Source organism: Enterobacter cloacae complex sp. SHL009 (assembly GCF_049237205.1).
GTDB lineage: Bacteria > Pseudomonadota > Gammaproteobacteria > Enterobacterales > Enterobacteriaceae > Enterobacter > Enterobacter cloacae_M.
Genome location: NZ_JBMKIW010000005.1, coordinates 85717 through 111421 on the forward strand (window position 1 = coordinate 85717; position 25705 = coordinate 111421).

The 25705-nt window shown below is 55.4% G+C and carries 23 protein-coding genes; 10 read left to right on the forward strand and 13 right to left on the reverse strand.

Translation table 11 applies throughout. From position 1 onward, the window contains the following. Positions 1 to 24: 24 nt before the first annotated feature. The 4 genes from htpX to ACOTZC_RS13410 form a co-directional block, all read right to left on the reverse strand. Positions 25 to 906: a protease HtpX gene (gene htpX / locus ACOTZC_RS13395; protein WP_014884290.1), complete on the reverse strand. Its 882-nt coding sequence runs from the start codon at positions 904 to 906 to the stop codon at positions 25 to 27. 193 nt (positions 907 to 1099) lie between these two features. After that, positions 1100 to 3148, reverse strand: a complete 2049-nt coding sequence (gene prc, locus ACOTZC_RS13400; protein ID WP_029741991.1) for a carboxy terminal-processing peptidase — start codon at positions 3146 to 3148, stop codon at positions 1100 to 1102. Positions 3149 to 3167: 19 nt separating this feature from the next. Next, the gene (proQ, locus tag ACOTZC_RS13405; protein WP_421635818.1) at positions 3168 to 3854 is read right to left on the reverse strand and encodes an RNA chaperone ProQ; all 687 of its coding nucleotides are present in this window, start codon (positions 3852 to 3854) and stop codon (positions 3168 to 3170) included. Between the two features lie 96 nt (positions 3855 to 3950). Then, positions 3951 to 4448, reverse strand: a complete 498-nt coding sequence (locus ACOTZC_RS13410) for a GAF domain-containing protein (protein ID WP_008500476.1) — start codon at positions 4446 to 4448, stop codon at positions 3951 to 3953. Positions 4449 to 4580: 132 nt separating this feature from the next. On the opposite strand from ACOTZC_RS13410, the gene yebS reads away from it, so the two are divergent. From yebS to ACOTZC_RS13430, 4 genes are all read left to right on the forward strand, one after another. Then, positions 4581 to 5864, forward strand: coding sequence for a membrane integrity lipid transport subunit YebS (gene yebS, locus ACOTZC_RS13415; protein WP_023312213.1), 1284 nt, complete (start codon positions 4581 to 4583; stop codon positions 5862 to 5864). Next, complete coding sequence (locus ACOTZC_RS13420; RefSeq protein ID WP_045355985.1) at positions 5833 to 8466, forward strand: PqiB family protein; 2634 nt, start codon at positions 5833 to 5835, stop codon at positions 8464 to 8466. The genes yebS and ACOTZC_RS13420 overlap by 32 nt, the downstream gene beginning before the upstream one ends. Before the next feature lie 77 nt (positions 8467 to 8543). Continuing rightward, complete coding sequence (gene rsmF, locus ACOTZC_RS13425; RefSeq protein WP_421635819.1) at positions 8544 to 9986, forward strand: 16S rRNA (cytosine(1407)-C(5))-methyltransferase RsmF; 1443 nt, start codon at positions 8544 to 8546, stop codon at positions 9984 to 9986. Between the two features lie 106 nt (positions 9987 to 10092). After that, positions 10093 to 10332 carry a YebV family protein gene (locus ACOTZC_RS13430; protein ID WP_008500472.1) on the forward strand — a complete coding sequence of 80 codons (240 nt, stop codon included), beginning with the start codon at positions 10093 to 10095 and terminating at the stop codon, positions 10330 to 10332. 34 nt (positions 10333 to 10366) lie between these two features. Here the strand turns inward: ACOTZC_RS13430 and pphA are convergent, their stop codons facing one another. Then, on the reverse strand, positions 10367 to 11011 hold the full coding sequence (gene pphA / locus ACOTZC_RS13435) for a protein-serine/threonine phosphatase (protein WP_047173214.1): 645 nt from the start codon (positions 11009 to 11011) through the stop codon (positions 10367 to 10369). Between the two features lie 166 nt (positions 11012 to 11177). Here pphA and ACOTZC_RS13440 point away from each other — a divergent pair, with 166 nt between their 5' ends. Both ACOTZC_RS13440 and ACOTZC_RS13445 read left to right on the forward strand, forming a co-directional pair. Continuing rightward, on the forward strand, positions 11178 to 12119 hold the full coding sequence (locus tag ACOTZC_RS13440) for a VirK/YbjX family protein (protein WP_047173215.1): 942 nt from the start codon (positions 11178 to 11180) through the stop codon (positions 12117 to 12119). A 175-nt stretch (positions 12120 to 12294) separates the two neighbouring features. Then, positions 12295 to 13191, forward strand: coding sequence for a benzoate transporter (locus tag ACOTZC_RS13445; RefSeq protein ID WP_045405219.1), 897 nt, complete (start codon positions 12295 to 12297; stop codon positions 13189 to 13191). Positions 13192 to 13630: 439 nt separating this feature from the next. On the opposite strand, the gene ACOTZC_RS13450 is transcribed toward ACOTZC_RS13445, so the two are convergent. From ACOTZC_RS13450 to yobA, 3 genes are read right to left on the reverse strand one after another with little or no spacing between them, the layout of a single operon-like run. Beyond that, complete coding sequence (locus tag ACOTZC_RS13450) at positions 13631 to 13969, reverse strand: YebY family protein (protein WP_045404471.1); 339 nt, start codon at positions 13967 to 13969, stop codon at positions 13631 to 13633. Between the two features lie 16 nt (positions 13970 to 13985). Next, the gene (gene copD / locus ACOTZC_RS13455) at positions 13986 to 14855 is read right to left on the reverse strand and encodes a copper homeostasis membrane protein CopD (protein WP_421635820.1); all 870 of its coding nucleotides are present in this window, start codon (positions 14853 to 14855) and stop codon (positions 13986 to 13988) included. A gap of 1 nt (position 14856) precedes the next feature. Further along, the gene (gene yobA, locus ACOTZC_RS13460) at positions 14857 to 15228 is read right to left on the reverse strand and encodes a CopC domain-containing protein YobA (RefSeq protein ID WP_045355979.1); all 372 of its coding nucleotides are present in this window, start codon (positions 15226 to 15228) and stop codon (positions 14857 to 14859) included. A 136-nt stretch (positions 15229 to 15364) separates the two neighbouring features. On the opposite strand from yobA, the gene ACOTZC_RS13465 reads away from it, so the two are divergent. The 3 genes from ACOTZC_RS13465 to exoX all read left to right on the forward strand — a co-directional run bounded on the left by ACOTZC_RS13465 (position 15365) and on the right by exoX (position 17043). Next, positions 15365 to 15595, forward strand: a complete 231-nt coding sequence (locus ACOTZC_RS13465; RefSeq protein ID WP_013096102.1) for a DNA polymerase III subunit theta — start codon at positions 15365 to 15367, stop codon at positions 15593 to 15595. 110 nt (positions 15596 to 15705) lie between these two features. Continuing rightward, positions 15706 to 16356, forward strand: a complete 651-nt coding sequence (locus ACOTZC_RS13470; protein WP_045355978.1) for a carbon-nitrogen hydrolase family protein — start codon at positions 15706 to 15708, stop codon at positions 16354 to 16356. A gap of 24 nt (positions 16357 to 16380) precedes the next feature. Beyond that, positions 16381 to 17043, forward strand: a complete 663-nt coding sequence (gene exoX / locus ACOTZC_RS13475; RefSeq protein WP_045355977.1) for an exodeoxyribonuclease X — start codon at positions 16381 to 16383, stop codon at positions 17041 to 17043. Here the strand turns inward: exoX and ptrB are convergent. After that, positions 17040 to 19100 (reverse strand): oligopeptidase B, encoded by a 2061-nt coding sequence (ptrB, locus tag ACOTZC_RS13480; protein ID WP_213751476.1) that lies wholly within the window; start codon positions 19098 to 19100, stop codon positions 17040 to 17042. The two genes, exoX and ptrB, sit on opposite strands and share 4 nt — an antisense overlap. Before the next feature lie 85 nt (positions 19101 to 19185). Next, entirely contained in the window at positions 19186 to 19833 is a 648-nt protein-coding gene (locus ACOTZC_RS13485) for a tellurite resistance TerB family protein (protein WP_045404465.1), read from the reverse strand. A gap of 170 nt (positions 19834 to 20003) precedes the next feature. On the opposite strand from ACOTZC_RS13485, the gene purT reads away from it, so the two are divergent. Continuing rightward, positions 20004 to 21182: a formate-dependent phosphoribosylglycinamide formyltransferase gene (gene purT, locus ACOTZC_RS13490; RefSeq protein ID WP_045404464.1), complete on the forward strand. Its 1179-nt coding sequence runs from the start codon at positions 20004 to 20006 to the stop codon at positions 21180 to 21182. 41 nt (positions 21183 to 21223) lie between these two features. Here purT and kdgA read toward each other — a convergent pair whose 3' ends face one another. The 3 genes from kdgA to zwf form a co-directional block, all read right to left on the reverse strand. Continuing rightward, a complete protein-coding gene (kdgA, locus tag ACOTZC_RS13495; protein ID WP_014884307.1) occupies positions 21224 to 21865 on the reverse strand; it encodes a bifunctional 4-hydroxy-2-oxoglutarate aldolase/2-dehydro-3-deoxy-phosphogluconate aldolase in 642 nt (213 codons plus the stop codon). 39 nt (positions 21866 to 21904) lie between these two features. Next, on the reverse strand, positions 21905 to 23716 hold the full coding sequence (gene edd / locus ACOTZC_RS13500; RefSeq protein ID WP_045404461.1) for a phosphogluconate dehydratase: 1812 nt from the start codon (positions 23714 to 23716) through the stop codon (positions 21905 to 21907). Between the two features lie 232 nt (positions 23717 to 23948). Further along, positions 23949 to 25424, reverse strand: coding sequence for a glucose-6-phosphate dehydrogenase (gene zwf, locus ACOTZC_RS13505; protein ID WP_023312228.1), 1476 nt, complete (start codon positions 25422 to 25424; stop codon positions 23949 to 23951). Between the last annotated feature and the right edge of the window lie 281 nt (positions 25425 to 25705).

Consider the following 25705-nt stretch of genomic DNA (forward strand, 5'->3'; position numbering starts at 1 on the left):
CCCGGCTTATTAGAGTTCTTAGCGTTACTTCAGATATTCCCCACTGCGCAGCGCTTCGATACGTTTATCCAGCGGCGGGTGAGACATAAACAGCTCGCTCAGCGATTTGGATTTACCGTTAATGCAGAAGGCCATCATGCTATTCGCTTCCTGCGGCTCGTAGCTGGTTTTCAGACGCTGCAGCGCGGCAATCATCTTCTCACGACCAACCAGCTTCGCCGAGCCGGCATCCGCGTGGAATTCACGGTGGCGGGAGAACCACATGGTGATGATGCTGGCCAGAATACCGAATACCAGTTCCAGAACCATCGAAACGGCGAAGTAGATCAGCGGGTTGCCGTTGCTCTCTTCACCTTCATCACGGTTTCCGCCCATAAAGCCTGCCGCGATCTGCGCCAGAATACGGGAGATGAAGATCACGAAGGTGTTCACCACGCCCTGAATCAGGGTCATGGTCACCATGTCACCGTTGGCGATATGGCTGATTTCGTGGGCAATAACCGCTTCGGCTTCGTCACGGCTCATGTTCTGCAGCAATCCGGTGCTGACGGCAACCAGTGACGCATCGCGACGGGCGCCCGTGGCGAAAGCGTTGATGTCCGGGGCATGGTAAATCGCCACCTGCGGCATGGCGATCCCGGCCTGACGGGATTGCTGAGCCACCGTGTTCATCAGCCACTGTTCCATATCGTTACGCGGCTGTTCAATAACCTCACCACCCACCGATTTCAGTGCCATCCACTTCGACATCAGCAGGGAGATGAACGAGCCACCAAAACCAAACAGCAGCGCCATAATCAACAGACCCTGAACGCTGCTCGACTGAATTCCTGTCAGGCTTAGCACGAGCCCGAAAACCACCATGACCGCCAGGTTGGTGAGCAGGAAGAGCGCGATTCGCATCATAATTTTCTTTTTACCTCAGTTTAACAAAACGCACTATGCGATTACCCACATCGTATGGGTATTGCGGCTATTTTCAAGCATCCGGCGGGCGTAAGTCACCAGAAAGACACAACTTTACACAATTGGAAATCTGACTGACGGAAGGATGCAGAACAAAAAGAAACAGGCACAATTTCTTGTGCCTGTTGGGAGGTTATTTTGCCGGAGCGGGCTGTACGGCTGGTTTCTCTTTTTCCTGATTCGCCAGGTCGAGAGCGATATGCACCGTCTCGTCCAGATACGGATCCGGCTCCTGGTAATCTTTTGGCAGATCGTCCAGTTTCTTGAGCAGAGGCTTGCCTTCGCGCTTGAAGCGATCGTTGATACGCGCCAGGCGGGTTGCATCATCCTCGTTGTTCTCTTTCTCACGCTGTGCATAGTTCAGAGAAACGATATTCCGCTTATCTTTCAGGGCATTGAATCGTGCAATGTCCTTCATGATGTACTGGAACTCCGGATCTTTCGCGATGCGGTCGTTATGCGCTTTCAGCAGTTCTGGGCCAAATTGCGTCATATCACCCGCTTTCACGTAGGTCGCGGCATTGATGCTGTCCCACGGCAAGGCGTTATCTTCAAACTTCTCGCCGGTTTCCGTCTCTTCCGTGCCTGTCGGCATCATGATGTCCGGCGTTACGCCCTTACGCTGCGTACTGCCGCCGTTCACGCGGTAGAATTTCTGAATGGTGTACTGAACCGAGCCCAGCGCAGGCCATTCCGGACGCAGCATCTGATCGTAAATACGATTCAGAGAGCGATACTGCTGTACGGTACCTTTCCCGAAGGTTGGCTCACCGACAATCAGCGCGCGACCATAGTCCTGCATTGCAGCGGCAAAGATTTCAGACGCGGAAGCACTGAAGCGGTCAACCAGGACCACCAGCGGGCCTTTGTAGTAGACCACACCGTCGTTGTCGGCATCTTCACGCACTTTACCGTTGTTATCGCGCACCTGAACCACAGGGCCAGATGGAATGAACAGACCGGAGAGTGAAACCGCTTCTGTCAGCGCCCCGCCGCCGTTACTGCGCAGGTCGATGATAATGCTGCTGACGTTCTGCTTCTCAAGCTTCTGCAGCTGAACTTTCACATCGTCAGTCAGCCCTACGTAGAAGCCAGGAATATCCAGGACACCGACCTTCTCTTTACCCACGGTTTTCACCGACATTTTCACCGCGCGGTCTTCCAGACGGATACGCTCGCGGGTCAGGGTAACTATACGGGTTTTAGTGCCTTTACCGGCAGGCAGAATTTCCAGACGAACCTTGCTGCCTTTCGGACCTTTGATCAGCGCAACCACGTCATCGAGACGCCAGCCGATCACGTCGACCATGTTCTGGCCTGTTTGTCCTACACCCACGATGCGATCGCCTACGCTAATCGCTTTGCTTTTGGACGCCGGGCCACCCGCGACCATGGAATTGATCACCGTGTAATCATCGTCCATCTGCAGCACCGCGCCGATACCTTCCAGAGACAGGCTCATCTCGGTATTGAACTGTTCGGTGTTGCGTGGAGAGAGATAGTTGGTGTGCGGATCAATTTCGTGCGCAAAGGCGGTCATCGCGAGTGAGAAAACATCCTCACTGTTGGTCTGCGCCAGACGACGAATGGCAAATTTGTAACGACGCGTCAGCGTATCACGGATCTCTTTTTCGTCTTTGCCGGTCAGCTTAAGGCTCAGTTCGTCGTATTTAACTTTACCGTCCCACAGCGCATTCAACTCGGCTTCATCTTTCGGCCAGGGTGCTTTACTGCGATCCAGGTTAAAGGTGTCAGTGCCGGTGAAGTCCATCGGACGTTCCAGCACTTTCAGCGCGTACTGATAGCGTTCAAAGCGGCGCTTTTGCGACAGGTTGTAGAGATCGTAAAACAGATCCAGCTTGCCTGAACGCAACTCATCACCCACCTCGGATTTGCGCTTAGCGAACTGCTCGACATCGCTGGCGAGCAAAACGTTATGGCTGTAATCCAGCAAGTTCAGATAGCGGTCAAAGATTTTGGCCGAAAAGGCCTGATCGAGATCGAACTGACGATAGTGCGAGCGGGTAAAACGTGAGGTCACGCGCTCGCTCACCGTCGCATGTTGCGTCTCTTCCTTGAGTACCGGAATTTGATCAACACGCGTGATATCGTCCACTGCAAAAGCGTGACCTGTTATGGCAAACAGGCCCGCCAGCGCGGTGAGCTTAAAAAAAGTGTTCATGCCAGGCTTGGCCTCCGTTTCAGAACAACAAGTGTTCTGCGCGTACAATCATTGACATACCAGAAGTCAGCTGTACACGAACGCCATCTTTGGTGATTTCCAGTACGGTGGCGTCCATAGCATTGTTACCCGCTTTTACCTTCAGTGCCTGACCTACGCTCAGGGCGTTAATGTCAGAAACCGGCGTATGGCGCGGCTCTTCACGAGGGGCACGCGGGGCTTTTGCTGCTGGTTTGTCTGCACGCGGTTTGCGATCGTTATTATCGTGACGGCGCGGCGCAGGGCGTGGTTTACGCTCACGACGAGGCGCTTCTTCCTGGCCGTTTACCGCTGCGGCTTCGCGTTTTTTCGCCTGCTGTTCTGCACGTTGTGCCTGAACGCGTGCTTTGGCTTCTTCAAGCTGCTTGCGCGCGTGCTCAACGTGCTGCTCGTCCAGCTCACCGCAAGGGTTGCCGTCGAGGTCCACGCGGGTCGCGCCTGGTTTGATACCGTACAGGTAACGCCAGCTCGAAGTATAAAGACGTAAGGCGGAACGCAGCTGAGTTTTGCTGAGGTTCATTTCCCCTTCAACACGCGCCACCAGATCCTGAAAAATACCGACTTTCAGGGGACGAGCTTCACCTTCCGCGCTGAAGCACTGCGGGAAACGCTCGGCCAGAAATGCGATAACTTCTTTACTGCTATTCAACTTAGGTTGATTTTCCATGAAATTTCCTGATTACAACGGACGTTGCCAACAAGCGCAGGCATGAACAGGCGTCATTATAATGACGCTATCAGTAAATGCTACGTTATCCGTTGATTATCCTGCGACGCTCGCAAAGAATTTTTGATAATCGGTTGCAGCGAGTACGTTTTCCAGATTCGCCACCAGCTCGCGTAGCCCCTGTTCGTCCTCGGTTGTAAAGCGACTGAAGACCGTACTGTCGATATCCAGAACGCCAATAATCTGATTTTTTACCACCAGCGGCAGAACGATTTCAGAATTACTGGCAGCATCACAGGCAATATGCCCGTCAAACGCATGAACATCTTCCACACGCTGGACCTGATTTTCGGCCACCGCCGTGCCGCATACGCCACGCCCTACCGGAATACGCACGCAGGCCAGTTTGCCCTGGAACGGGCCGAGCACCAGCGTTTCACCTTCCAGGAGGTAAAAGCCGGCCCAGTTCACGTCAGAGAGACGTTCAAACAGCAATGCGCTAGTATTTGCCAGAGTAGCTAAGAAGCTGGTCTCACCCGCCATCAATGCCTTAAAATCGCGGTTCAGATCCGCGTAGAATTCTGTTTTGTTCATTATTCAATCACTTAGTTGTCTTACAAATTTACCGCATAGCCTATTAAAATAAGCATTAAATGCGCTCATGCTCAAGATGAATCCGTTCATGAGTTATTATAACTTTCAACAATACTTATTTGTGCGCAGCTGATGGCCTTAAAAACAACCAAAATTACGCCGACAAGAAAGATAACTGTCCATACGGTAAGCGAAGCTTTGCCACGTGCACATTATCAGCGTTGCCCCCAGTGCGATACGCTTTTTATGTTGCCGAAGATGAAATCGCACCAAAGTGCCTTTTGTCCCCGCTGCGACGCCAAAATTCGCGATGGCCGCGACTGGTCGCTCACCCGCCTCGCCGCCATGGCCGTCACCATGCTGCTGCTGATGCCCTTCGCCTGGAGCGAACCGCTGCTGAAACTCTACCTGCTTGGCGTGCGCATTGACGCCAACGTGCTGCAGGGTATCTGGCAGATGACCCGTCAGGGGGATCCCATCACCGCTGCAATGGTGCTGTTCTGTACCGTTGGCGCGCCGCTGGTGCTGGTCGCCGCCATTGCCTATCTGTGGTTTGGCAATATTCTCGGCATGAACCTTCGGCCGGTACTGCTGATGCTGGATAAGCTCAAAGAGTGGGTGATGCTGGATATTTATCTGGTGGGCGTGGGCGTTGCGTCAATAAAGGTACAGGACTACGCCTTTTTGCAGCCCGGCATCGGACTCTTTGCTTTCATCAGCCTGGTATTGCTGAGCATACTGACGCTTATCCACCTGAACGTTGAACAGCTCTGGGAGCGATTTTACCCTCAGCGCCCCGCCACGCGTCCTGATGAAAATCTGCGCGTCTGTCTGGGATGTCACTATACCGGCTTGCCCGACGCGCGTGGTCGCTGCCCGCGGTGCCACATTCCGTTGAGGCTGCGGCGCAACAACAGCCTGCAAAAATGCTGGGCCGCGCTGATCGCCTCCCTGGTGTTTCTGATCCCAGCCAATATGTTGCCGATTTCCATCATTTACGTGAATGGCGGGCGTCAGGAGGATACTATCCTCTCCGGGATTATCTCCCTTGCGCACAGCAACGTCGGGGTGGCGGCGATCGTCTTCATTGCCAGTATCCTGGTTCCCTTTACCAAAGTGGTGGTGATGTTTACCCTGCTCATCAGCATTCACTTTAAATGTGAACAAGGCTTACGGACCCGCATTCTGCTGCTGCGGTTCGTCACCTGGATTGGCCGCTGGTCAATGTTAGATCTGTTCGTGATTTCACTGATGATGTCGCTCATCAATCGCGACCAGCTACTTGCTTTTACAATGGGACCCGCGGCTTTTTATTTCGGCTCTGCGGTGATATTGACTATTCTTGCTGTGGAATGGCTGGATAGCCGCTTACTTTGGGATGCACATGAGTCAGGAAACCCCCGCTTCGCCGACTGAAGCGAGAATTAAAACAAAACGCCGCATTTCGCCATTCTGGTTGCTGCCCGTCATCGCCCTGATGATTGCAGGCTGGCTTATCTGGACGAGCTATGAAGATCGCGGGAGTACCGTCACTATTGATTTCCAGACCGCAGACGGCATCGTCGCCGGGCGAACGCCCGTTCGCTTCCAGGGGGTTGAAGTGGGTACGGTTCAGGATATCTCCCTTGGAAAAGGGCTGAACAAGATTCAGGTGCGGGTCAGTATTAAATCTGACATGCAGGATGCCCTGCGCAGCGAAACGCAGTTCTGGCTGGTGACGCCAAAAGCGTCTCTGGCCGGCGTGTCCGGGCTGGATGCGCTAGTGGGCGGTAACTATATCGGCATGATGCCGGGTAAAGGTGAGCCGCAGGATCACTTTGTTGCCCTGGATACACAGCCCAAGTACCGCCTCAACAACGGCGATTTAATGATCCATCTGCAGGCGCCGGATCTCGGTTCTCTGAACAGCGGTTCGCTGGTCTATTTCCGCAAAATCCCGGTTGGCCGCGTGTACGATTACGCGATCAACCCGAATAAACAGGGCGTCACCATCGACGTGCTGATCGAGCGTCGCTTCACCAATCTGGTGAAAAAAGGCAGCCGCTTCTGGAACGTCTCCGGCGTGGATGCGGACGTCAGCCTGAGCGGTGCGAAAGTGAAGCTGGAAAGTCTGGCCGCGCTGGTGAATGGTGCCATTGCCTTTGACTCCCCGGAAAACTCAAGCCCTGCCACCGCTGATGACTCATTTGGATTGTACGCTGACCTGGCGCACAGCCAGCGCGGCGTGCTCGTTAAACTCGCCCTGCCCGATGCTAAGGGGCTAAAAGCGGGTTCGACGCCGCTGATGTATCAGGGGTTGCAGGTTGGTCAGCTCACCAAAATGACGCTCAACCCGGGCGGCTCGGTCACCGGCGAAATGACTGTCGATCCGAGCGTGGTCGATCTCCTGCGCGAGAAAACGCGTATCGAAATGCGCAGTCCAAAGCTCTCTCTGAACGATGCCAGCCTCAGCACGCTGTTGACCGGCAATACGTTTGAGCTCATCCCCGGCGAAGGTAAACCCAGCAATAGCTTCGTGATTGCCCCGGCGGATAAATCCCTGCTGCAAAAGCCGGGCGTAGTGACCGTCACCCTGAATGCGCCAGAAAGTTACGGAATCGAAGCCGGTCAGCCGTTAATTTTACACGGCGTGCAGGTCGGTCAGGTGCTGGAGCGTAAGCTCTCCGCGAATGGCGTGACCTTCTCGGTCGCCATCGATCCGCAGTACAGCGACCTGGTGCACGGTGACAGCAAATTCGTGGTGAACAGTCGCGTCGATGTGAAGGTGGGACTGGACGGCGTGGAGTTCCTCGGCGCCAGCGCCAGCGAATGGGTTAACGGCGGCATCCGCATTCTGCCCGGCGATAAAGGCCCCGTTCGCGACAGCTATCCGCTGTATGCCAACCTGGAGAAAGCGGTTGAAAACAGCCTGAGCGATCTCCCTACCACCACGCTGACGCTAAGCGCCGAGACGCTGCCGGACGTACAGGCGGGCTCCGTGGTGCTCTACCGCAAGTTTGAGGTCGGGGAAGTTATCACCGTTCGCCCGCGTGCGGATGCGTTTGATATCGAACTGCATATCAAGCCGGAGTACCGCAAGCTGCTGACGCCAAACAGCGTCTTCTGGGCCGAGGGCGGCGCGAAAGTTCAGCTTAACGGTAACGGGCTGACCGTGCAGGCCTCCCCGCTCTCACGCGCGCTGCGCGGAGCGATTAGCTTCGATAACCTCAGCGGCGCGGGCGCGAATCTGCGTAAAGGCGATAAGCGTATTCTCTTCCCGTCCGAAACCGCCGCACGCGCCGTGGGTGGACAGATTACCCTGCACGCGTTTGATGCCGGCAAGCTGGCGGAAGGTATGCCAATTCGCTATCTCGGCATTGATATCGGGCAGATCCAGAAGCTGACGCTGATTACCTCGCGCAACGAGGTGCAGGCCACCGCCGTGCTGTACCCGGAATATGTGCAGACCTTCGCCCGCACGGGTTCGCGCTTCTCGGTGGTGACGCCGCAGATCTCGGCCGCGGGCGTTGAGCATCTCGACACCATTTTGCAGCCGTACATCAACGTTGAGCCGGGCCAGGGCAATGCCCGTCGTGATTTCGAGCTTCAGGAAGCCACGATCACCGACTCGCGCTACCTTGGCGGCCTGAGCATCGTGGTGGAAGTGCCGGAAGCGGGCTCGCTCAGCATCGGCACCCCGGTACTGTTCCGCGGCATTGAGGTGGGTACGGTCACGGGCCTGACGCTCGGTACGCTCTCCGACCGCGTGATGGTGGCGTTACGCATCAGCGAACGCTACCAGCACCTGGTACGCAATAACTCGGTATTCTGGCTGGCGTCCGGCTATTCACTGGACTTTGGCCTGACGGGTGGCGTGGTGAAAACCGGCACCTTCAACCAGTTCATTCGCGGCGGTATCGCGTTTGCCACGCCGCCGGGCACGCCGCTGGCACCGAAAGCGCAGCCGGGTAAACACTTCCTGCTGCTCGAAAGCGAACCGAAAGAGTGGCGTGAATGGGGAACCGCCCTGCCGCGTTAATCTGCAAGGCTCCGGTGTCAACGCACCGGAGCCTTTATGTTACACTGCGCACCTGAACTTTTCCCTGTGGTGTGCCCGTGGCTCAAAACTCCGTATTTCTTCCTGAACAATTCCTGGCGCAGATGCGCGAGGCGCTTCCCTCTCACCTGTCGTTAGACGATTTTATCGCCGCCTGCCAGCGTCCGTTACGCCGAAGTATTCGCGTCAACACGCTGAAAATCAGCGTCGATGATTTTCTGGCGCTGATCTCGCCGTACGGCTGGCAGCTTACGCCGGTCCCGTGGTGCGCCGAGGGGTTCTGGATCGAACGCGATGACGAAGCCTCGCTGCCGCTGGGCAGTACCGCTGAACATCTGAGCGGTCTGTTCTATATTCAGGAAGCCAGCTCGATGCTGCCGGTGGCCGCCCTGTTCGCCGATGGCAATGCGCCTGAACGCGTGATGGATGTTGCCGCGGCGCCCGGCTCAAAAACCACGCAAATTGCCGCCCGGATGGGTAACCACGGGGCGATCCTCGCCAACGAGTTTTCCGCCAGCCGCGTGAAGGTGCTGCATGCCAACATCAGCCGCTGCGGTATTCATAATGTTGCCCTGACGCACTTCGACGGACGCGTGTTTGGCGCCGCCTTACCGGAAGCCTTCGATGCCATTCTGCTGGACGCCCCTTGCTCCGGCGAAGGGGTGGTGCGTAAAGATCCCGATGCGTTAAAAAACTGGTCCGTGGAAAGCAACCTTGAGATCGCCGCCACGCAGCGCGAGCTGATCGAGAGCGCATTTCACGCGTTGCGCCCCGGCGGCACGCTGGTCTATTCAACGTGCACCTTAAACCGCGATGAAAACGAAGACGTCTGCCTGTGGCTGAAAGCGAACTACCCGGATGCCGTGGAGTTTCTGCCGCTTAACGATCTGTTCGTCTCGGCACAGGAGGCGGTCACGCCGGAGGGTTTCCTCCACGTGTTCCCGCAGATTTACGACTGCGAAGGGTTCTTTGTGGCGCGTCTGCGTAAAACGCAGGCGGTTGCTCCCCTGCCCGCGCCTAAATTTAAGGTCGGCAACTTCCCGTTTGCTCCCCTTAAAGGTCGCGATGCAGCACAGCTTGAAGCCGCCGCCAAAAAGGTTGGGCTGGTCTGGGATGAGAGTCTGCACCCCTGGATGCGTGATAAAGAGATATGGCTGTTCCCGGCACAGATCGAGCCGCTCATCGGAAAGGTCCGTTTTTCGCGAATCGGGATCCGCCTGGCTGAAGTGCATAACAAAGGCTATCGCTGGCAGCATGAGGCCGTTATTGCCCTTGCCGGATGCGAGAATACCTTTGCCCTGACGCATCAGGAAGCCGAAGAGTGGTACCGTGGTCGCGATGTCTATCCGGACTGCACGCCGTCAGGCGATGAAGTGATCGTAACGTATCAGGGATATCCGCTGGGGCTGGCAAAAAAAGTCGGCTCAAGGCTGAAAAACAGCTATCCGCGCGAGCTGGTTCGTGATGGCCGTCTGTTTACCGGTAACGATCGCACAGCCTGAAAAAAAGCGCATTTTTTTACTGGCGATTTTGCTCTCCTTGTCTACGATCATAAATGGATGATCGCACTGGTCATACCAGATTTTGACAACCGACCCGGAGAGCACTATGACGAAAACCAGCGTGCGTATTGGCGCTTTTGAGATCGACGACGCAGAGCTGCGCGGCGAAGCACAAGGCGATCGAACGTTAAGTATTCCCTGCAAATCCGACCCGGATTTGTGCATGCAGCTCGATGCATGGGATGCAGATACCAGCGTCCCGGCAATACTTGATGGCGAACATTCTGTCCTTTACCGTGAGCATTACGATAGTAAAACCGATGCCTGGGTCATGCGTCTTGCCTGACCTAAAGAGAACCCGCCCGAAGGCGGGTTATTTATTACTGCAGCTGCGCCAGCGTGAAGTAACCGTCGAACACAGCCCCCGTATCAATGTAGTGAAGATTATTAAAATCGTATCTTCTGTCGAGGGGCGTATGCCCAAACCAGAAATGATCCGCGCCGCTGATGCCCTCTCCTTTGCCCACCATAAATCCCATCAGCCTGTCGCGGTTCCATAAGACGCGCTGGGCGCTAACCGGTTTTTGCCAACAGTATTCCGCGGCCGGATAATCCGCATGGGCAATCACATTCAGACCGTTCGCACAGGTTATCTCGATGATATGCGGTAAATCGCGACAGGCGTCGAGCAACGACAGGGCAAGCTGTTGCTGGTCGCGTTCAAGATGCGAAAACCATATTCCACCATTCATCGTCCAGAGAGAAAAATCGTTATTATCCAGACTGTCGAGAGCCATTTGCTCATGGTTTCCACGCACGGCACGAAACCATTTTTCATGAATTAACTGCAGGCATTTAACGCTATCAGGGCCACGATCGATCACATCCCCGACTGAAATAAGTAAATCCTCATATGGGTTAAAATGACGGCGTTTAAGCTCATCCATGAGCCACTGGTAACAACCGTGTATATCGCTGACAACCCAGACGTGACGCCACATCCCACCTTCAATTCGCTGATACATAGGACCTCCTTTAAACAGTATAGCCGCCGCAGAAAAGGCAACAGACAGGCGCGGTCATCACGAAGTCAAACAAACGGTAAACCAAACAGAAATAAAGATCCTCGCGCTATTAATCCCTTTTTATTGGCTCTTTAGAATAAGGGTATAAAAAAAGAGGGGTCTTCACGTGTCTAATACGCACCTGCATAACGATGTTTTTTATCCGCATCGCACAAATATTATTTCCGAGCTGGTGAACGGCAAACGCGTGCCGGGTCCGATCTGGCGCAAACGCGAATATCGTCTGAAGTTCCTTTTACGCTCGCTTCTGTTCTGGTCCTCTACCCATCGCATGCTGGAAGCCCTTTCGGGTCGCGACGATTTCGACAGGCTGCTGGCCTCTCAAATTACGTTGCCCAGTAAAACCCACCGACAATATCTGATGCGCGGCCTGACGGCTAACGATCGCGCCGACGCTATCGTCAACCATTACTACTGGATTGATAGCCTGAAAGAGAGCGGTCTCGCTCAGGCCCTGACGAGCCAGCAGGAGCAAACCGTTGTGCAGTTCCATGCTAAAGACGGCGTAACCTATAGGGTCAATGCTTCCTCTGCGGGAAAAGCCGAGCGCGAAGGAGAAAGCACGCTGTGGCTACACGACAACGAGGATACGCTGCTGGCCAGCCTGACCTTTAGCGTCGCGCGCAGCAACGGTCAGCAAGTCATGGTCATTGGCGGGCTTCAGGGGCCCCGTCGCTGCGTATCGCGAGACGTCATTAAACAGGCCACCCGCGCCTGTCACGGCCTGTTCCCTAAGCGCGTGTTGATGGAAGTTCTTTTTCAGCTGGCTGCGCAGTCATCTGTCCGGGCGATTTTTGCCGTCAGCGACGAGGGGCACGTTTTCCGCGCGTTGCGATATCGCCTGAGCAAAGGCCGCCATTTCCACGCCAGCTATGATGAATTTTGGGCATCTCTGGACGGTAAAAAGCTTTCGGCCTTCTGCTGGCAGCTGCCGCGGCAGATGGAGCGTAAATCGCTTGAAGAGATTGCCAGTAAAAAACGTGCCGAATATCGCCGTCGCTTTGAGCTGCTCGATGAAATAGAGGTATCCGTTAAGTCCCATTTTTAAGCCTGGCTGGCGCCTTCGCCCACTGCATAGCGGATGCATTCTGTTTAAAAGAGGAATGATAAAGCAGTGCACTCTTGCGCAGGGCGAGTGCGCTCAGTTAGCATTGCGCGAAATGATACCGGCGAATGCGTTGGGAAAAGCGCACTGTGGGCGCATAAAATGAGGGACTTCGGTAATGATCTATGACTGCTTCTTATATTACGATGAAGATATGCTTCTCGAAATCAGACTGAACACGCTCGCGGACGTTGTCGATCGCTTCGTTATCGTTGAGTCAACGCATACCTTTACCGGTAAAAAGAGGCAGCTGCATTTTGACATTAATAAATACAGTCAGTTTAAAGATAAAATTATCTACATTGTGCATGATAAAGAACCGATTACGATAGCCGCCGAAGAATCTCATCCAGCCCGAGAAGTGATTCCGGGTCTGCCAGAGGGTATGGTGGTGGATGCGTGGGCAAATGAAGCCGCGCAGAGGAATGCCATCATGCAGGGTTTGACGCATGCCAACGATGATGATTTGATTTTAGTTTCCGATGTCGATGAGATATTTTCACCCCAGGTGGTAGCATCGATAAACCCCAAAAAGCTCTGCACTACTATTTATCAGAATTTCTATAACTATCAGTTCAACCTGCAGGTTTTTAATACTGACAACACGCCAAGAAAATGCAAATTACCGAGAGCCACACAATATAAAAATCTCGTTAGTTTCTTTGGCGGCGAACCTGAATCATTCAGGAATCTTAAACGCACTCGAAGCGTTAAAAACTGGTCCTGGCTAAAGTGGAACTGGTTCAAGATTAACAACAGCATCATTGAAAATGGTGGCTGGCATTTCTCTTGGGTAATGACACCCGAGCGCATCTCAGAAAAAATGTCGACCATATCCCATACAGAATACGATCTTCCTGAGTTTAACAACCCGGAACACATCATGAAGGTCATTAAAAACGCGGAAGATATCTGGGGGCGCGACAGGACATTAATCAAGCAAGAGCTAACGGTTGAAAACTTCCCGGAGTACATTGTCCGCCACAAAGACAAATTCAGCACGTTCATTATTTAACCTAGGGCTGCCCTTTTGCTCCCCAGAAGGCGTTTGCTCAGCGGTCGCTCGGCCACAAAATTTTAACAAAGATCCCAAAAAACCCTGGACGCACGCGGTCCTGAGTATGTTATGGTTTAGAGAGGATATGGAATGTTCGAGTAATTTTCGGGGGATTTCATGTTAAAACCGAAAAAACCATTGAAAAACAAATAGATAAAAAGAGACCGAATACGATTCCTGTATTCGGTCCAGGGAAATGGCTCTTGGGAGAGAGCCGTGCGCTAAAAGTTGGCATTAATGCAGGCTAAGTCGCCTTGCCTTTTAAGAATAGATGACGACGCCAGGTTTTCCAGTCCACAGCTAAAGCGGTCGGAAAAAAAGCGCCAGAGCATCATTAAAAGTGAAAAACCGCAGTGCTTTCGCAAGCATCTGCGGTTTTTTATTGGAAACCCGAACGTTAGCAGAGCTTGTCGGCGCGCTCGATAAACGGTGCCAGACTCATTTTTTGTCCCGGATGCGACGGGTCATCGATTTGAATAATGCTAATCGGCTGGCCGCTGCTCTTGCCGCTGGCTACCTGCTGCTCTGCGGTATCATTCAGGGGGTATTGCACCAGCGTGCTCGGATTGATGGCATACAGCGCATGGCCTGGACGGCAGGTCAGCATCACCTCTTCGCGATTGAACGCCCATTTGTCCTTACCCACCTCGAAACGGCTCACGGTGATGACCTGCGGTGCGGCAAACGCGCTCCCCGTACAGGCCAGCAATAAGAGAGAAAGTACTGTCTTTTTCATATGATATTTAACCTTGTCAGAAGGGTTCCCAGGTGGCGAACAGACTGACCGTTGCCAGCACCAGCGCTCCCAGCACCACTTCTGCCTGTGTCATCCTGATAAAAATCTGTTGTGCTCGTCCGCTCTCCGGACGAAACCGTGGCACCAGAAAATACCGATTTGCCAGCGCAATTACCACCATCAATGCCACCAGCGCACATTTGAACAACAAAAACTGCACGTAGCCAGCCTGCCAGGGAATATCGAGGCCCAGTATCATGAGCGCATTTATCACCCCGGAGAGCAGCACGCCCGCAACGGCATAATGCCCCACGCGCGAGAAGCGCATCATGGTAAAGATGGCGGCATTCTGCCTGCGCCCTTTCGCCAGTCGCATGCAGAACAGCAGGGGCAGTAATCCGCCAAGCCAAGTGGCGGCACAGATCAGGTGAAAAGCATAATTAAGACGCTGCAGCGCCCCCATCGGACCGTCGTTCATCGCCGCGTGACCTACCCCAGCCAGCAGGATAAGCTGGCCCATTGCGAGCAGCAGCAGACGCGAACCTTTCAGCGGCGCGAGCCATGCGGCACTGACCGTTATCGCAGCGAGGATCATTTGCCACAGCCAGACGCCGCCAAACCGGGTTCCCATCACGCTGAACCAGACCTGTGGCGCAAACACATCTCCCCAGCCGTTGCCCATCAATCCACCCTGCAGCATAAACATCAGGACCGCAGCCGCCAGGCTCACTAGGGCCGCCACTTTCTGCTGAGACTGAAAACGCCGGGACAGCAGACGGTGGAGAGAGGAAGGCGCAAACCAGACGCTATAAAGCGCATTGCCAAACACCAGCATCAGCGCCCCGAAATGGATAAAGCGTAACCCGACATAACACAGCGCCAGCATGCTATTTCACGCTAAAGTGATAGCTGCCTTTGGTTTTATGGCCGTCTACGGAGACCACGTGCCAGTCCACCTGGTAAGTTCCTGCTGCCAGCGTTTGTTCCAGCGGCACGGTAAGCTGAGCTTTGTTCTTTTCGTCGCGCGTAACGGTTCCCGTTTTGATGACCTGATTTTGCGCATCCGTTACCACCACACCGCTAAAACCAGGTTCGATACCTTCCGAAAAATTCAGCGTAAGTGCCTGAGGTGCGGTCACCACGCTGTCTGCTGCCGGGACCTGCTGGTTAAGATGCGCATGTGCAAGCACGGAGGGCGTCATCATTGTCGAGGCCACAAAAACCAGTGCGCAAACTGCGCGGGAAGCGGAGAAACCCATCCAATCATTCCTTTTTGTTATGTCTGTATGCTAAAGAATAACGCTGTATAATAAACGAGTCGAGGATCATCCTGCCTCCGCTTGTCATCATCGTGCAATCGCGGTAACGTTGCCGCCGTATAAAAAGGAGAAGGTAATGAAGATCAATCTGGCCGCCCTTCCGCAGGACGAGATGGATAAAGTGAATGTCGATCTCGCTGCCGCTGGCGTCGCGTTCAAAGAGCGTTACAACATGCCCATCGTGGCTGAAGTCGTGGAACGGGAACAGCCCGCCCATCTGCGCGACTGGTTCCGCGAAAGACTCATCGCCCACCGTCTTGCCTCGGTCAATCTCTCCCGTTTACCGTACGAGCCTAAAGTTAAATAAGCTTAACGAGTCGTTACACTTCCTTACGCGTAATCTGGCAGGATAAGAAAACCCTGATAAATATGGGTCTATTCTTAAATCTCTGCGACTCAGTGTATAAGGAAGTCACGATGTCACATTGGAATATAGCGGCAGCCCAGTATGGCGGGCTGCATCAGACCGTAGATGACCATGTTACGCACCACCTGCGCTTCATCGCCGAAGCAGCGCGGCAGCGGTGCGAACTGCTGGTTTTCCCTGAACTCTCATTAACGGGCTCTGGCGCGCCGACGTTACCTCCCCCGCCCGATGACGCGCAGCTGGAGCCGCTGCTCAACGCGGCACATCTACACCAGATTACCGTTATTGCCGGGCTCCCCCTGGAACAGAATGGCCAGCGCCAGAAAGGCCTTGTGCTGTTTTCGCCCGCCCGCCATCGCATTTTGCGCTATCCGCAAGGGCGCGGTGCCAGCCTCGTGCCGGGGGATAAACACCTTAGCATCCTTGATGCACATCCCGATTCCCCCAATCTCGATCCCCGGGCAACGCTTGTTACCAGCTGCCAGTCGGTGGGGGATAATCGCTGGCGGCAGTCCATCAGTAACCTGCAGCGCTTCGCGCATAAATATGCCATTGCGGTGCTGATGGCGAACGCCTGCGGCGGCAGCGCGCTGTGGGATGAAAAAGGCCAGCTGGTCGTGCGCGCGGATAAGGGCGAGCTTCTGGTGACCGGCACGCTCGGCGGAGAGGGTTGGCAAGGCGATATCATTCCTTTAGGCTAGGCGTTTTAAGCTCAGGAGTTTTCAATGCTGCGCGTCATCGATACCGAAACTTGCGATCTTCAGGGCGGAATAGTGGAAGTGGCCTCTGTCGACGTGGTTGATGGTAAAATCGTCAACCCCATGAGCCATCTGGTGCGTCCCGATCGCCCCATAAGCCCTCAGGCAATGGCTATCCATCGCATTACCGAATCGATGGTGGCGGATAAGCCGTGGATCGAAGAGATCATCCCTCACTACTACGGTAGTCCGTGGTACGTCGCGCATAACGCCAGCTTTGACCGCCGGGTGTTGCCTGAAATGCCGGGGGAATGGATTTGCACCATGAAGCTGGCGCGTCGTCTCTGGCCGGGGATTAAATACAGCAATATGGCGCTGTACAAGTCCCGCAAGCTCAGCGTACGTACCCCTGAGGGGCTTCACCATCACCGCGCCCTGTATGACTGCTATATCACCGCCGCGCTGCTGATTGATATTATGAATATCTCTGGCTGGACGCCGGATGACATGGCGACGATCACCGGACGTCCCGCGCTGCTGACCACGTTTACCTTTGGTAAATATCGCGGGAAGCCGGTGTCCGAGGTGGCGGATAAAGACCCGGGCTATTTGCGCTGGCTGTATAACAACCTCGACAGAATGAGCCCGGAACTGCGCTTAACGCTGAAACATTATCTGGGCGAAGCTTAACGCTCCGCACGGCCTGGCAGCGTTTCCTGCGCCAGGCCTATTAAAAAGGCATATTCCAGGGCAACGCCTTCGTACGATTTAAATCGCCCCGATTTCCCTCCGTGTCCGGAATCCATGTCGGTACACAGCAGCAGCAGATTGTCATCGGTTTTCAGCTCCCGCAGCTTTGCCACCCATTTTGCCGGCTCCCAGTACTGCACCTGAGAATCATGCAAACCGGTGGTGACCAGCATGTGCGGGTAGGCTTTCGCCTCAACGTTATCGTACGGGCTGTACTCTTTCATATAGCGGTAGTACATCTCATCCTGCGGATTCCCCCACTCCTCAAACTCTCCGGTGGTAAGCGGAATGGATTCATCGAGCATGGTCGTGACCACATCGACAAACGGTACCTGCGCGACAATCCCCTTAAAGCGGTCGGGACGCTGGTTGATCGCCGCCCCCATTAGCATGCCGCCCGCGCTGCCCCCCATCCCAAAGCAGAGCTGCGGAGCGCCGTAGCCCTGCTCAATCAGCGCATCGCAGACGTCGAGGTAGTCATTGAAGGTGTTTTTCTTTTTCAGGAATTTCCCGTCTTCATACCAGTTCTGGCCCAGCTCACCGCCGCCGCGAATATGGGCGATGGCGAAAACAAAGCCGCGATCGAGCAGGCTTAACCGGCTGCTGCTGAAATCGGCATCCATGCTTGAGCCATACGAGCCGTAGCCGTACACCAGGATCGGGTTTTTGCCTTTCTGGAAATGGCCTTTGTGATAGACCAGCGAGACCGGCACCTCCACACCATCACGGGCGGTGACCCACAGATGCTCGCTGCGGTAGTTTTCGGACTCAAAACCTTTTACCTCGGTCTGTTTAATCACCTGGCGCTGCCCGGTATCCATATCCAGCTCAAACAGGGTGTCCGGCGTGGTCATGGAGGAGTAGCCGTAGCGCAACCGCGACGATTCGGGTTCAGGGTTGAACCCAATCCACGTCACGTAGGCCGGGTCATCAAACGCAATCCCCACCACTTCCCGGGTTTTACGGTTGATTTGCCGGATACTGGTCAGCCCGCGCTGACGCTCTTCCACCACCAGCCAGTCGGTAAACAGGGTGAACCCTTCCAGCATCACCTGATCCCGCGCGGGGATAAGCACCTCCCACTTGCGCTCATCGCGCACTTTGGTTTTATAGAGACCAAAGTTTTTGCCCTCGCGATTGGAGCGCAGATAAAAGCTGTGCTGGAAGTGATCCAGGCTGTACTCGTGATCCTTACGGCGCGGCAGGAAACAGAGCGGCTGGGCGTCCGGCAGTTCGGCATCGAGCAGCAGAACTTCCGACGTCGTCGCGCTGGCAAGGAAGATAATCACATAGTGGCGTGAGGAGGTTTTATGCAGGCTGACATAGAACGTTTCGTCTTTCTCTTCATAAACCAGCTCGTCGTCAGCGGAGTCTGTTCCCACGGTATGTCGCCACACCTGGTAAGGCAGCAGCGTCGACGCGTGCTTTTTGACGTAGTAGACCGTCTCGGAATCATTCGCCCAGACAAAATCCGGGGAGACGTTTTCCAGCATTTCCGGATACCAGTTGCCGGTGTCCAGATTGCGAAACCGCAGGCCGTACTGGCGGCGGGAGAGATAATCCTCCGCCAGCGCCATCACCGCGTTGTCAGGGGAAATGGACATGCCGCCCAGGGTATAAAACTCGCTGTGGGCGGCCCGCTGGTTGGCATCGAGCAGAATATCCCACTCATCCCATTCGGCGCTTAACACCGACTGACGCTGGTAGATGGGATACTCATTGCCGGGCTCGTAAATATGGCGATAGCGATAGCCGTTTTTGGTCCAGGGCGCGGAGATATCGCGCTGGGGAATACGCTGCACCATTTCATTCAGGAGCTGGTCCTGAAGCGTCTGCTGGCTGGACATGACCTTTCGGCCATAGTCGTTTTCCTCGTGCAGGTAGTCGAGTACCTCTGGCCGGGAGCGAGAATCGTCCCGCAGCCAGTAATAGTTGTCTATACGCGTATCGCCATGCGTGGTGATCGCATAAGGAGTACGTCGGGCTTTCGGTGGCATGTCATCATTCTTTTAAGTTTTACACCCTATAAGGTTGGCAAAACCCACGCATGATGCAAGCGAAACAGCGTCGCGACGGCGACGGCTATCCCTGTAACGCCTGTTTTTGCTCCCGGATATCCCGCTCAATACCCTCGCGCACGTCCTGAGGGATCTTTAACGCATCGCCCAGAGCGTTAAGGTAGCTGCGTTCCATAAAGTGATCGATATCGATGGCGGCGCAGCTGAGGAAATAGAGCTCCAGCGCCTCTTCCTCATTTTTCACACTTTGCGCAAGACGCTGCGGCTCGAGCGGCTGTTCTATCGCCTGCGCCACCAGCACTCTTCCCTTCTCTTCAACACCGGCCTCGCGCAGCTGCTGCTCGATCGCCGTTCGTTCCTTATCGTCAATATGCCCGTCGCTTTTCGCGGCAAAGACCAGCGCAAGAATGAGCCGTTCGGTACGCAGATCCAGCGGCGAGGTGTGCTCGCCGTAATGCGGTTCATCGCTGTGCGCGGTCCGTACCCTGTCCTTGTATTTATTCCACAGCACGGTGCCCGCGATGGCGCCGCCGCCGGCCAGCAGCGCGCCTGTACCATACTTTGCCAGCAGCTTGCGTGAGGATTTATTCGCGACCAGCAGGCCTGCCAGCCCGCCGAGCGCCCCGGGTACCAGCAGTTTGCTGAGGCCCCGTTCGCCAGACGATGTTTTCTGCCCTAACAGGGATTGCAATTGATTTAACCAGCCAGACATGGTTTCCCTCACTTAACGGTGAACATGTTCCACAGCGTAAGCGAGCGGGCGTCAGGAAATGTCTGGTCGGGCTAAAGAAGCGCAAATTTCTGCCCTCGCGTTTATCCCTGCGCAAGACAGACGCAAACGTTTTCGTTTATACTGCGCGCAACTTTTTCAGGGGGATTGTTATGATTCGTTTAGGAACTGCGCTGCGACCTGCGGCGACGCGAGTGATGCTGTTGGGATCGGGCGAGCTGGGAAAAGAGGTCGCCATTGAGTGCCAGCGTTTAGGTGTGGAAGTCATTGCCGTAGACCGTTACGCCGACGCACCCGCCATGCACGTCGCCCATCGTTCTTATGTGATTAACATGCTGGATGGCGATGCCCTTCGTGAGCTGATTACGCGCGAAAAACCCGATTTTGTTGTGCCGGAAATTGAGGCCATCGCCACCGATACGCTGATCGCTCTGGAACAGGAAGGCCAGCGCGTGGTGCCCTGCGCGAAAGCCGCAAAGCTCACCATGAACCGCGAAGGCATTCGTCGCCTGGCGGCGGAAGAGCTGGGATTGCCCACCTCGAGCTACCGTTTTGCGGGCGATAAGGCCGCATTCCTGAAGGCCGTCGAAGAGATTGGCTACCCGTGCATCGTTAAGCCGGTGATGAGCTCCTCCGGAAAAGGACAGAGCTTTATTCGCGACAGCAGCACCCTGGATAGCTCGTGGGATTATGCCCAGCAGGGTGGCCGGGCCGGAGCCGGTCGCGTCATCGTCGAAGGCGTCGTGAAGTTTGATTTCGAAATCACCCTGCTGACCGTCAGCGCCGTTGACGGCGTCCATTTCTGCGACCCGATTGGGCACCGTCAGGAAGATGGCGATTACCGCGAATCCTGGCAGCCGCAGCAGATGAGCACCCTGGCGCTGGAGCGTGCTCAGGAGATCGCCCGTAAAACCGTCCTGGCGCTGGGCGGCTATGGCCTGTTCGGCGTGGAGCTGTTTGTGTGCGGTGATGAGGTGATTTTCAGCGAAGTCTCCCCTCGCCCGCATGACACCGGCATGGTGACGCTGATTTCGCAGGATCTCTCCGAGTTCGCCCTGCACGTGCGCGCGTTCCTCGGCCTGCCCGTCGGCGGGATTCGTCAGTATGGCCCGGCCGCCTCGGCGGTGATCCTGCCGCAGTTAACCAGCCAGAACGTCACGTTTGATAACGTCGACGGGGCGGTGGGTGCAGGATTGCAGGTACGTTTGTTCGGCAAGCCGGAGATCGACGGAACCCGCCGTCTTGGCGTGGCATTAGCCACCGGGGATAACGTTGACGACGCCGTGGCGAGAGCGAAAGCGGCCGCTGCGAACGTCAAGGTTGCAGGATAAAAAAACGGGCCGTAAGGCCCGTTTTTCATGCGGCGAATGGCTTACTGTTTCGCACCTTCAACCGCTTCGCGAGCCAGTTTGGTGATGCGATCCCAGTCGCCCGCTTCCAGCGCATCCGCCGGAACCAGCCATGAACCACCGATGCAAAGCACGCTTTTCAGCGCCAGGTAGTCACGGTAGTTGGCAGGAGAGATACCGCCCGTCGGGCAGAAGCGCACCTGAGAGAATGGACCCGCAATCGCCTGCAGCGCTTTGGTGCCGCCGTTCGCTTCAGCCGGGAAGAATTTGAACTCTTTCAGACCGTAGTCCATGCCCAGCATCAGTTCAGAGACGGTGCTGATGCCAGGGATCAGCGGAATGGTACCTTCAGTGGCGGCTTTCAGCAGCGGCTCGGTCAGGCCAGGGCTGATGGCGAACTGCGCGCCCGCTTCGGTCACTTCTGCCAGCTGCTGCGCGTTGAGAACGGTACCCGCACCGATGATGGCGTCCGGCACTTCTTTGGCGATAGCGCGGATAGCATCCATCGCGCAGGCGGTGCGCAGGGTCACTTCCAGAACGCGAACGCCGCCCGCAACCAGCGCTTTCGCCATCGGTACAGCGTGCTCCAGCTTGTTTACCACGATAACCGGCACGACAGGGCCAGTGGTCAGGATTGCTTCTGCACTTGTTTTCCAGTTTTTCATCAGAGTTTTCTCTCGCCAGATCGTTAAAATCAAGTCGTCTTAAAACGTAATACAGGTTGCGCCCTGCTCCGCACCGGAGAGTTTCTCACGCAGCGCGCTGAACATTTCGCGTCCGGTCCCCACGCGCGATGCGCTCAGGTCAGGAATATGGGGCTGACGTGCCGCCAGCTCGGCGTCATCCACCAGCAGGGTTAACTCGCCCGTCTGGCCGTTCACGCGGATCATGTCACCATCGCGTACTTTCGCCAGTAAACCGCCGTCGTAGGCTTCCGGCGTCACGTGGATGGCTGAAGGCACTTTACCGGATGCCCCGGAGAGGCGTCCATCGGTGACTAGCGCAATTTTGAAACGGCGGTCCAATAATACACCAAGTGGTGGCATAAGTTTATGTAATTCTGGCATCCCGTTAGCTTTAGGCCCCTGGTGACGCACCACCACTACGCAGTCTTTATCAAGCAGACCGGCGTCAAAGGCGGGTAATACGTCGTGCTGGCTTTCAAACACCACCGCCGGCGCTTCGATAACCTGGTTCTCTTCCGGTACGGCAGAGGTCTTCATTACCGCACGACCGAGGTTGCCGCTCAGCACTTTGGTGCCGCCATGAGGAGAGAACGGTTTGTCGATCGTGGCAATCACCTGCGCATCAAGGGAAGCGCTCGCCCCTTCACGCCAGTCCAGCTCGCCGTTGTTCAGCCACGGCTCCTGGGTGTAGCGCTGAAGGCCAAAGCCAGCCACGGTATTTACGTCTTCATGCAGCAGTCCGCCTTTCAGCAGCTCCCGCATCAGCAGCGGTACGCCGCCTGCAGCCTGGAAGTGGTTAATATCCGCCGGACCGTTCGGGTACAGACGCGCCATCAGCGGCACTACAGAAGAGATCTCGGAGAAGTCATCCCAGTTAATCAGAATGCCCGCCGCACGCGCCATGGCCACCAGATGCATGGTGTGGTTAGTTGAGCCACCGGTTGCCAGCAGCGCGACAATCCCGTTAACAATGACTTTTTCGTCAACCATTTTACCCATCGGCATCCATTCGTTGCCGTTGCCGGTCAGACGCGTGACCTGACGGGCCGCGGCCTCGGTCAGCGCCTTGCGCAGCGGTGCATCTGGCTGGATGAAGGACGAGCCCGGAAGCTGCATCCCCATAAACTCAACGACCATCTGGTTAGTGTTAGCCGTACCGTAGAACGTACAGGTCCCCGGCGCATGGTAAGACGCAGCTTCCGCCTCCAGCAGCGCCTGACGGTCTGCTTTCCCTTCCGCGTACAGCTGGCGAATACGCACTTTTTCTTTGTTCGGCAGACCGCTCGCCATTGGGCCGGACGGGACGAAGATCGCAGGCAGATGCCCAAACGACAGCGCCGCCATCACCAGGCCCGGGACAATCTTGTCGCACACGCCGAGGTACAGCGCGCCATCAAACATATTGTGTGACAAGCCCACCGCGGCAGACATCGCAATCACTTCGCGGCTCAGCAGGGACAGCTCCATACCGTCCTGCCCCTGCGTCACGCCGTCACACATGGCAGGCACGCCGCCCGCCACCTGGCCCACCGCATTCACGCTGTGCAGCGCGTTACGGATGATAGTGGGATAGACCTCATACGGCTGGTGGGCGGAAAGCATATCGTTATAGGAGGTAATGATGGCGATATTGTTACGCAACATGCTTTTCAGCGACGCTTTATCATCAGGCTGGCAGGCGGCGAAGCCGTGCGCCAGGTTCCCGCAGGCCAGCTGAGATCGGTGGACGGTGCTGCTCTTTGCCTGTTCAATCCGGGCGAGGTAGGCCGAACGGGTCTCTTTCGAGCGCTCGATAATGCGCTGTGTTACGCGTAACAATGTCGGATTCATAAAAGCTCCTCTAAATTATCTGTCCGGCTCGGGAGTTTACAAAGTCGCTGGCAGTTGTTAACAACGCTGAAACGCTTGCTGTCCGGAGCTCAGGGGCAAAATCACTTCCGGCAGTGTAATAAAAAAAGCTCCGCGGGTGAATCCACGCGGAGCTTAAAAGTTGAAAATTGTGCCACTAGCTGTGTTAGATCATGTTACCGGTAAAATAACACTTTCGAGCTAGAGGATTATCTTACTCAAACTCGTTCCAGGAGCGGCCATCGCGGGTGATCATCGCCACCGACGCGACAGGTCCCCATGTACCAGCCTGGTACGGTTTTGGCGCATCCTGATCGGCAGCCCAGGCTTCGGTGATGGAGTCGACCCATTTCCACGCCTCTTCCACTTCGTCGCGACGCACGAACAGCGCCTGGATACCGCGCATGGTTTCCAGCAGCAGACGCTCGTAAGCATCGGCCAGGTGCGTCTGGTTGAAGGTTTCGGAGTAGCTCAGATCCAGCTTGGTGGTCTGCAGGTTGTGTTTATGATCCAGCCCCGGCACTTTGTTCAGGATCTGGATATCCACCCCTTCGTCCGGCTGCAGACGAATGGTCAACTTGTTCTGCGGCAGTTCCTGCCAGGACTCTTTGAACAGGTTCAGTTCCGGGTTTTTGAAGTACACAACCACTTCGGAACATTTAGCCGGCAGACGTTTACCGGTGCGCAGGTAGAACGGAACGCCCGCCCAGCGCCAGTCGTCGATATCCACGCGGATCGCCACGAACGTCTCGGTGTTGCTGGACTTGTTCGCGCCCTCTTCTTCCAGGTAGCCCGGCACTTTTTTGCCTTGCGCAAACCCGGCGGTGTACTGACCGCGGACGGTCTTCTCACGCACGTTGGAGCGGTCGATGCGGCGCAGTGACTTCAGCACTTTCACTTTTGCGTCACGGATGCTGTCAGCCGTCAGGTCAGACGGTGGAGACATGGCAATCATGCACAGAATTTGCAGCAGGTGGTTCTGGATCATGTCGCGCATCTGGCCGGCCTGGTCAAAGTAACCCCAGCGACCTTCAATCCCCACCTCTTCCGCTACGGTGATTTCCACGTGGTCGATAGTGCGGTTGTCCCAGTTATTCACAAACAGGGAGTTAGCGAAACGCAGCGCCAGCAGGTTCAGAACCGTCTCTTTACCGAGATAGTGGTCAATGCGGTAGACCTGGCACTCTTCAAAGAACTCGCCCACCTGGTCGTTGATTTCACGCGAGGTTGCCAGCGACGTACCCAGCGGCTTCTCCATCACGACGCGCGCCGGTTTGGCGTTCAGTTTGGCTTCGCCCAGACCTTTGCAGATGGCGCCGAAGGTGCTTGGCGGCATGGCGAAATAGTTAATGGTGACACGGTTTTTCTGATCCAGCATCGCGCCTAAGCGGGTAAACGCGCTGACGTCGTTGACGTCCAGGTTGCAGAAATCGAGGCGTCCACTCAGGGTATCCCACAAACTTTCATCAATTTTTTCTTTCATGAAAGTTTCGAGCGCCTCGCGGACGACTTTGGTATAAGCGTCCTTGTCCCAGTCAGCGCGCCCGACACCCAGGATACGGGTATCCGGATGAATTTGGCCCGCTTTCTCCAGTTGATACAGGGAAGGCAGCAATTTTCGGCGTGCAAGGTCGCCTTTCGCGCCGAAAATGACCAGGTCACATGCCTGGGCTGTTTGCGTTACCGCCATGTCATTCTCCTCAGTTGGATCACCTGGTACTTCTGCCAGGTATCGTTGTAATTTTATTACAATGCACTGTACTGCTTTTACGTCATTCCCGAAACCATTAGCGCTTATCGTCGCGTGCGATACCGCGATTTTTCACCATCTGGGTGATTACGACGGCGTAATGACGCAACAACCGTCGTTTCTTTGCGCAACAGGGTCACAGCAAAACCCGACACCGATCAAGTAATGAAAAAAAACAACAACATTATCTTGTCGATTGTTACCCTTAATGGAAGCCACAG

Bases quoted from the DNA above. Each gene is read 5' to 3' on its own strand.
- ACOTZC_RS13465 (WP_013096102.1), top strand. From the start codon at position 15,365: ATGAAGATCAATCTGGCCGCCCTTCCGCAGGACGAGATGGATAAAGTG.
- ptrB (WP_213751476.1), bottom strand. From the start codon at position 19,100: ATGCCACCGAAAGCCCGACGTACTCCTTATGCGATCACCACGCATGGC.
- yebS (WP_023312213.1), top strand. From the start codon at position 4,581: ATGGCCTTAAAAACAACCAAAATTACGCCGACAAGAAAGATAACTGTC.
- ACOTZC_RS13430 (WP_008500472.1), top strand. From the start codon at position 10,093: ATGACGAAAACCAGCGTGCGTATTGGCGCTTTTGAGATCGACGACGCA.
- pphA (WP_047173214.1), bottom strand. From the start codon at position 11,011: ATGTATCAGCGAATTGAAGGTGGGATGTGGCGTCACGTCTGGGTTGTC.
- ACOTZC_RS13450 (WP_045404471.1), bottom strand. From the start codon at position 13,969: ATGAAAAAGACAGTACTTTCTCTCTTATTGCTGGCCTGTACGGGGAGC.
- ACOTZC_RS13420 (WP_045355985.1), top strand. From the start codon at position 5,833: ATGAGTCAGGAAACCCCCGCTTCGCCGACTGAAGCGAGAATTAAAACA.
- yobA (WP_045355979.1), bottom strand. From the start codon at position 15,228: ATGGGTTTCTCCGCTTCCCGCGCAGTTTGCGCACTGGTTTTTGTGGCC.
- copD (WP_421635820.1), bottom strand. From the start codon at position 14,855: ATGCTGGCGCTGTGTTATGTCGGGTTACGCTTTATCCATTTCGGGGCG.
- proQ (WP_421635818.1), bottom strand. From the start codon at position 3,854: ATGGAAAATCAACCTAAGTTGAATAGCAGTAAAGAAGTTATCGCATTT.
- ACOTZC_RS13470 (WP_045355978.1), top strand. From the start codon at position 15,706: ATGTCACATTGGAATATAGCGGCAGCCCAGTATGGCGGGCTGCATCAG.
- ACOTZC_RS13485 (WP_045404465.1), bottom strand. From the start codon at position 19,833: ATGTCTGGCTGGTTAAATCAATTGCAATCCCTGTTAGGGCAGAAAACA.
- exoX (WP_045355977.1), top strand. From the start codon at position 16,381: ATGCTGCGCGTCATCGATACCGAAACTTGCGATCTTCAGGGCGGAATA.
- kdgA (WP_014884307.1), bottom strand. From the start codon at position 21,865: ATGAAAAACTGGAAAACAAGTGCAGAAGCAATCCTGACCACTGGCCCT.
- zwf (WP_023312228.1), bottom strand. From the start codon at position 25,424: ATGGCGGTAACGCAAACAGCCCAGGCATGTGACCTGGTCATTTTCGGC.
- purT (WP_045404464.1), top strand. From the start codon at position 20,004: ATGATTCGTTTAGGAACTGCGCTGCGACCTGCGGCGACGCGAGTGATG.
- ACOTZC_RS13445 (WP_045405219.1), top strand. From the start codon at position 12,295: ATGATCTATGACTGCTTCTTATATTACGATGAAGATATGCTTCTCGAA.
- htpX (WP_014884290.1), bottom strand. From the start codon at position 906: ATGATGCGAATCGCGCTCTTCCTGCTCACCAACCTGGCGGTCATGGTG.
- prc (WP_029741991.1), bottom strand. From the start codon at position 3,148: ATGAACACTTTTTTTAAGCTCACCGCGCTGGCGGGCCTGTTTGCCATA.
- ACOTZC_RS13410 (WP_008500476.1), bottom strand. From the start codon at position 4,448: ATGAACAAAACAGAATTCTACGCGGATCTGAACCGCGATTTTAAGGCA.
- edd (WP_045404461.1), bottom strand. From the start codon at position 23,716: ATGAATCCGACATTGTTACGCGTAACACAGCGCATTATCGAGCGCTCG.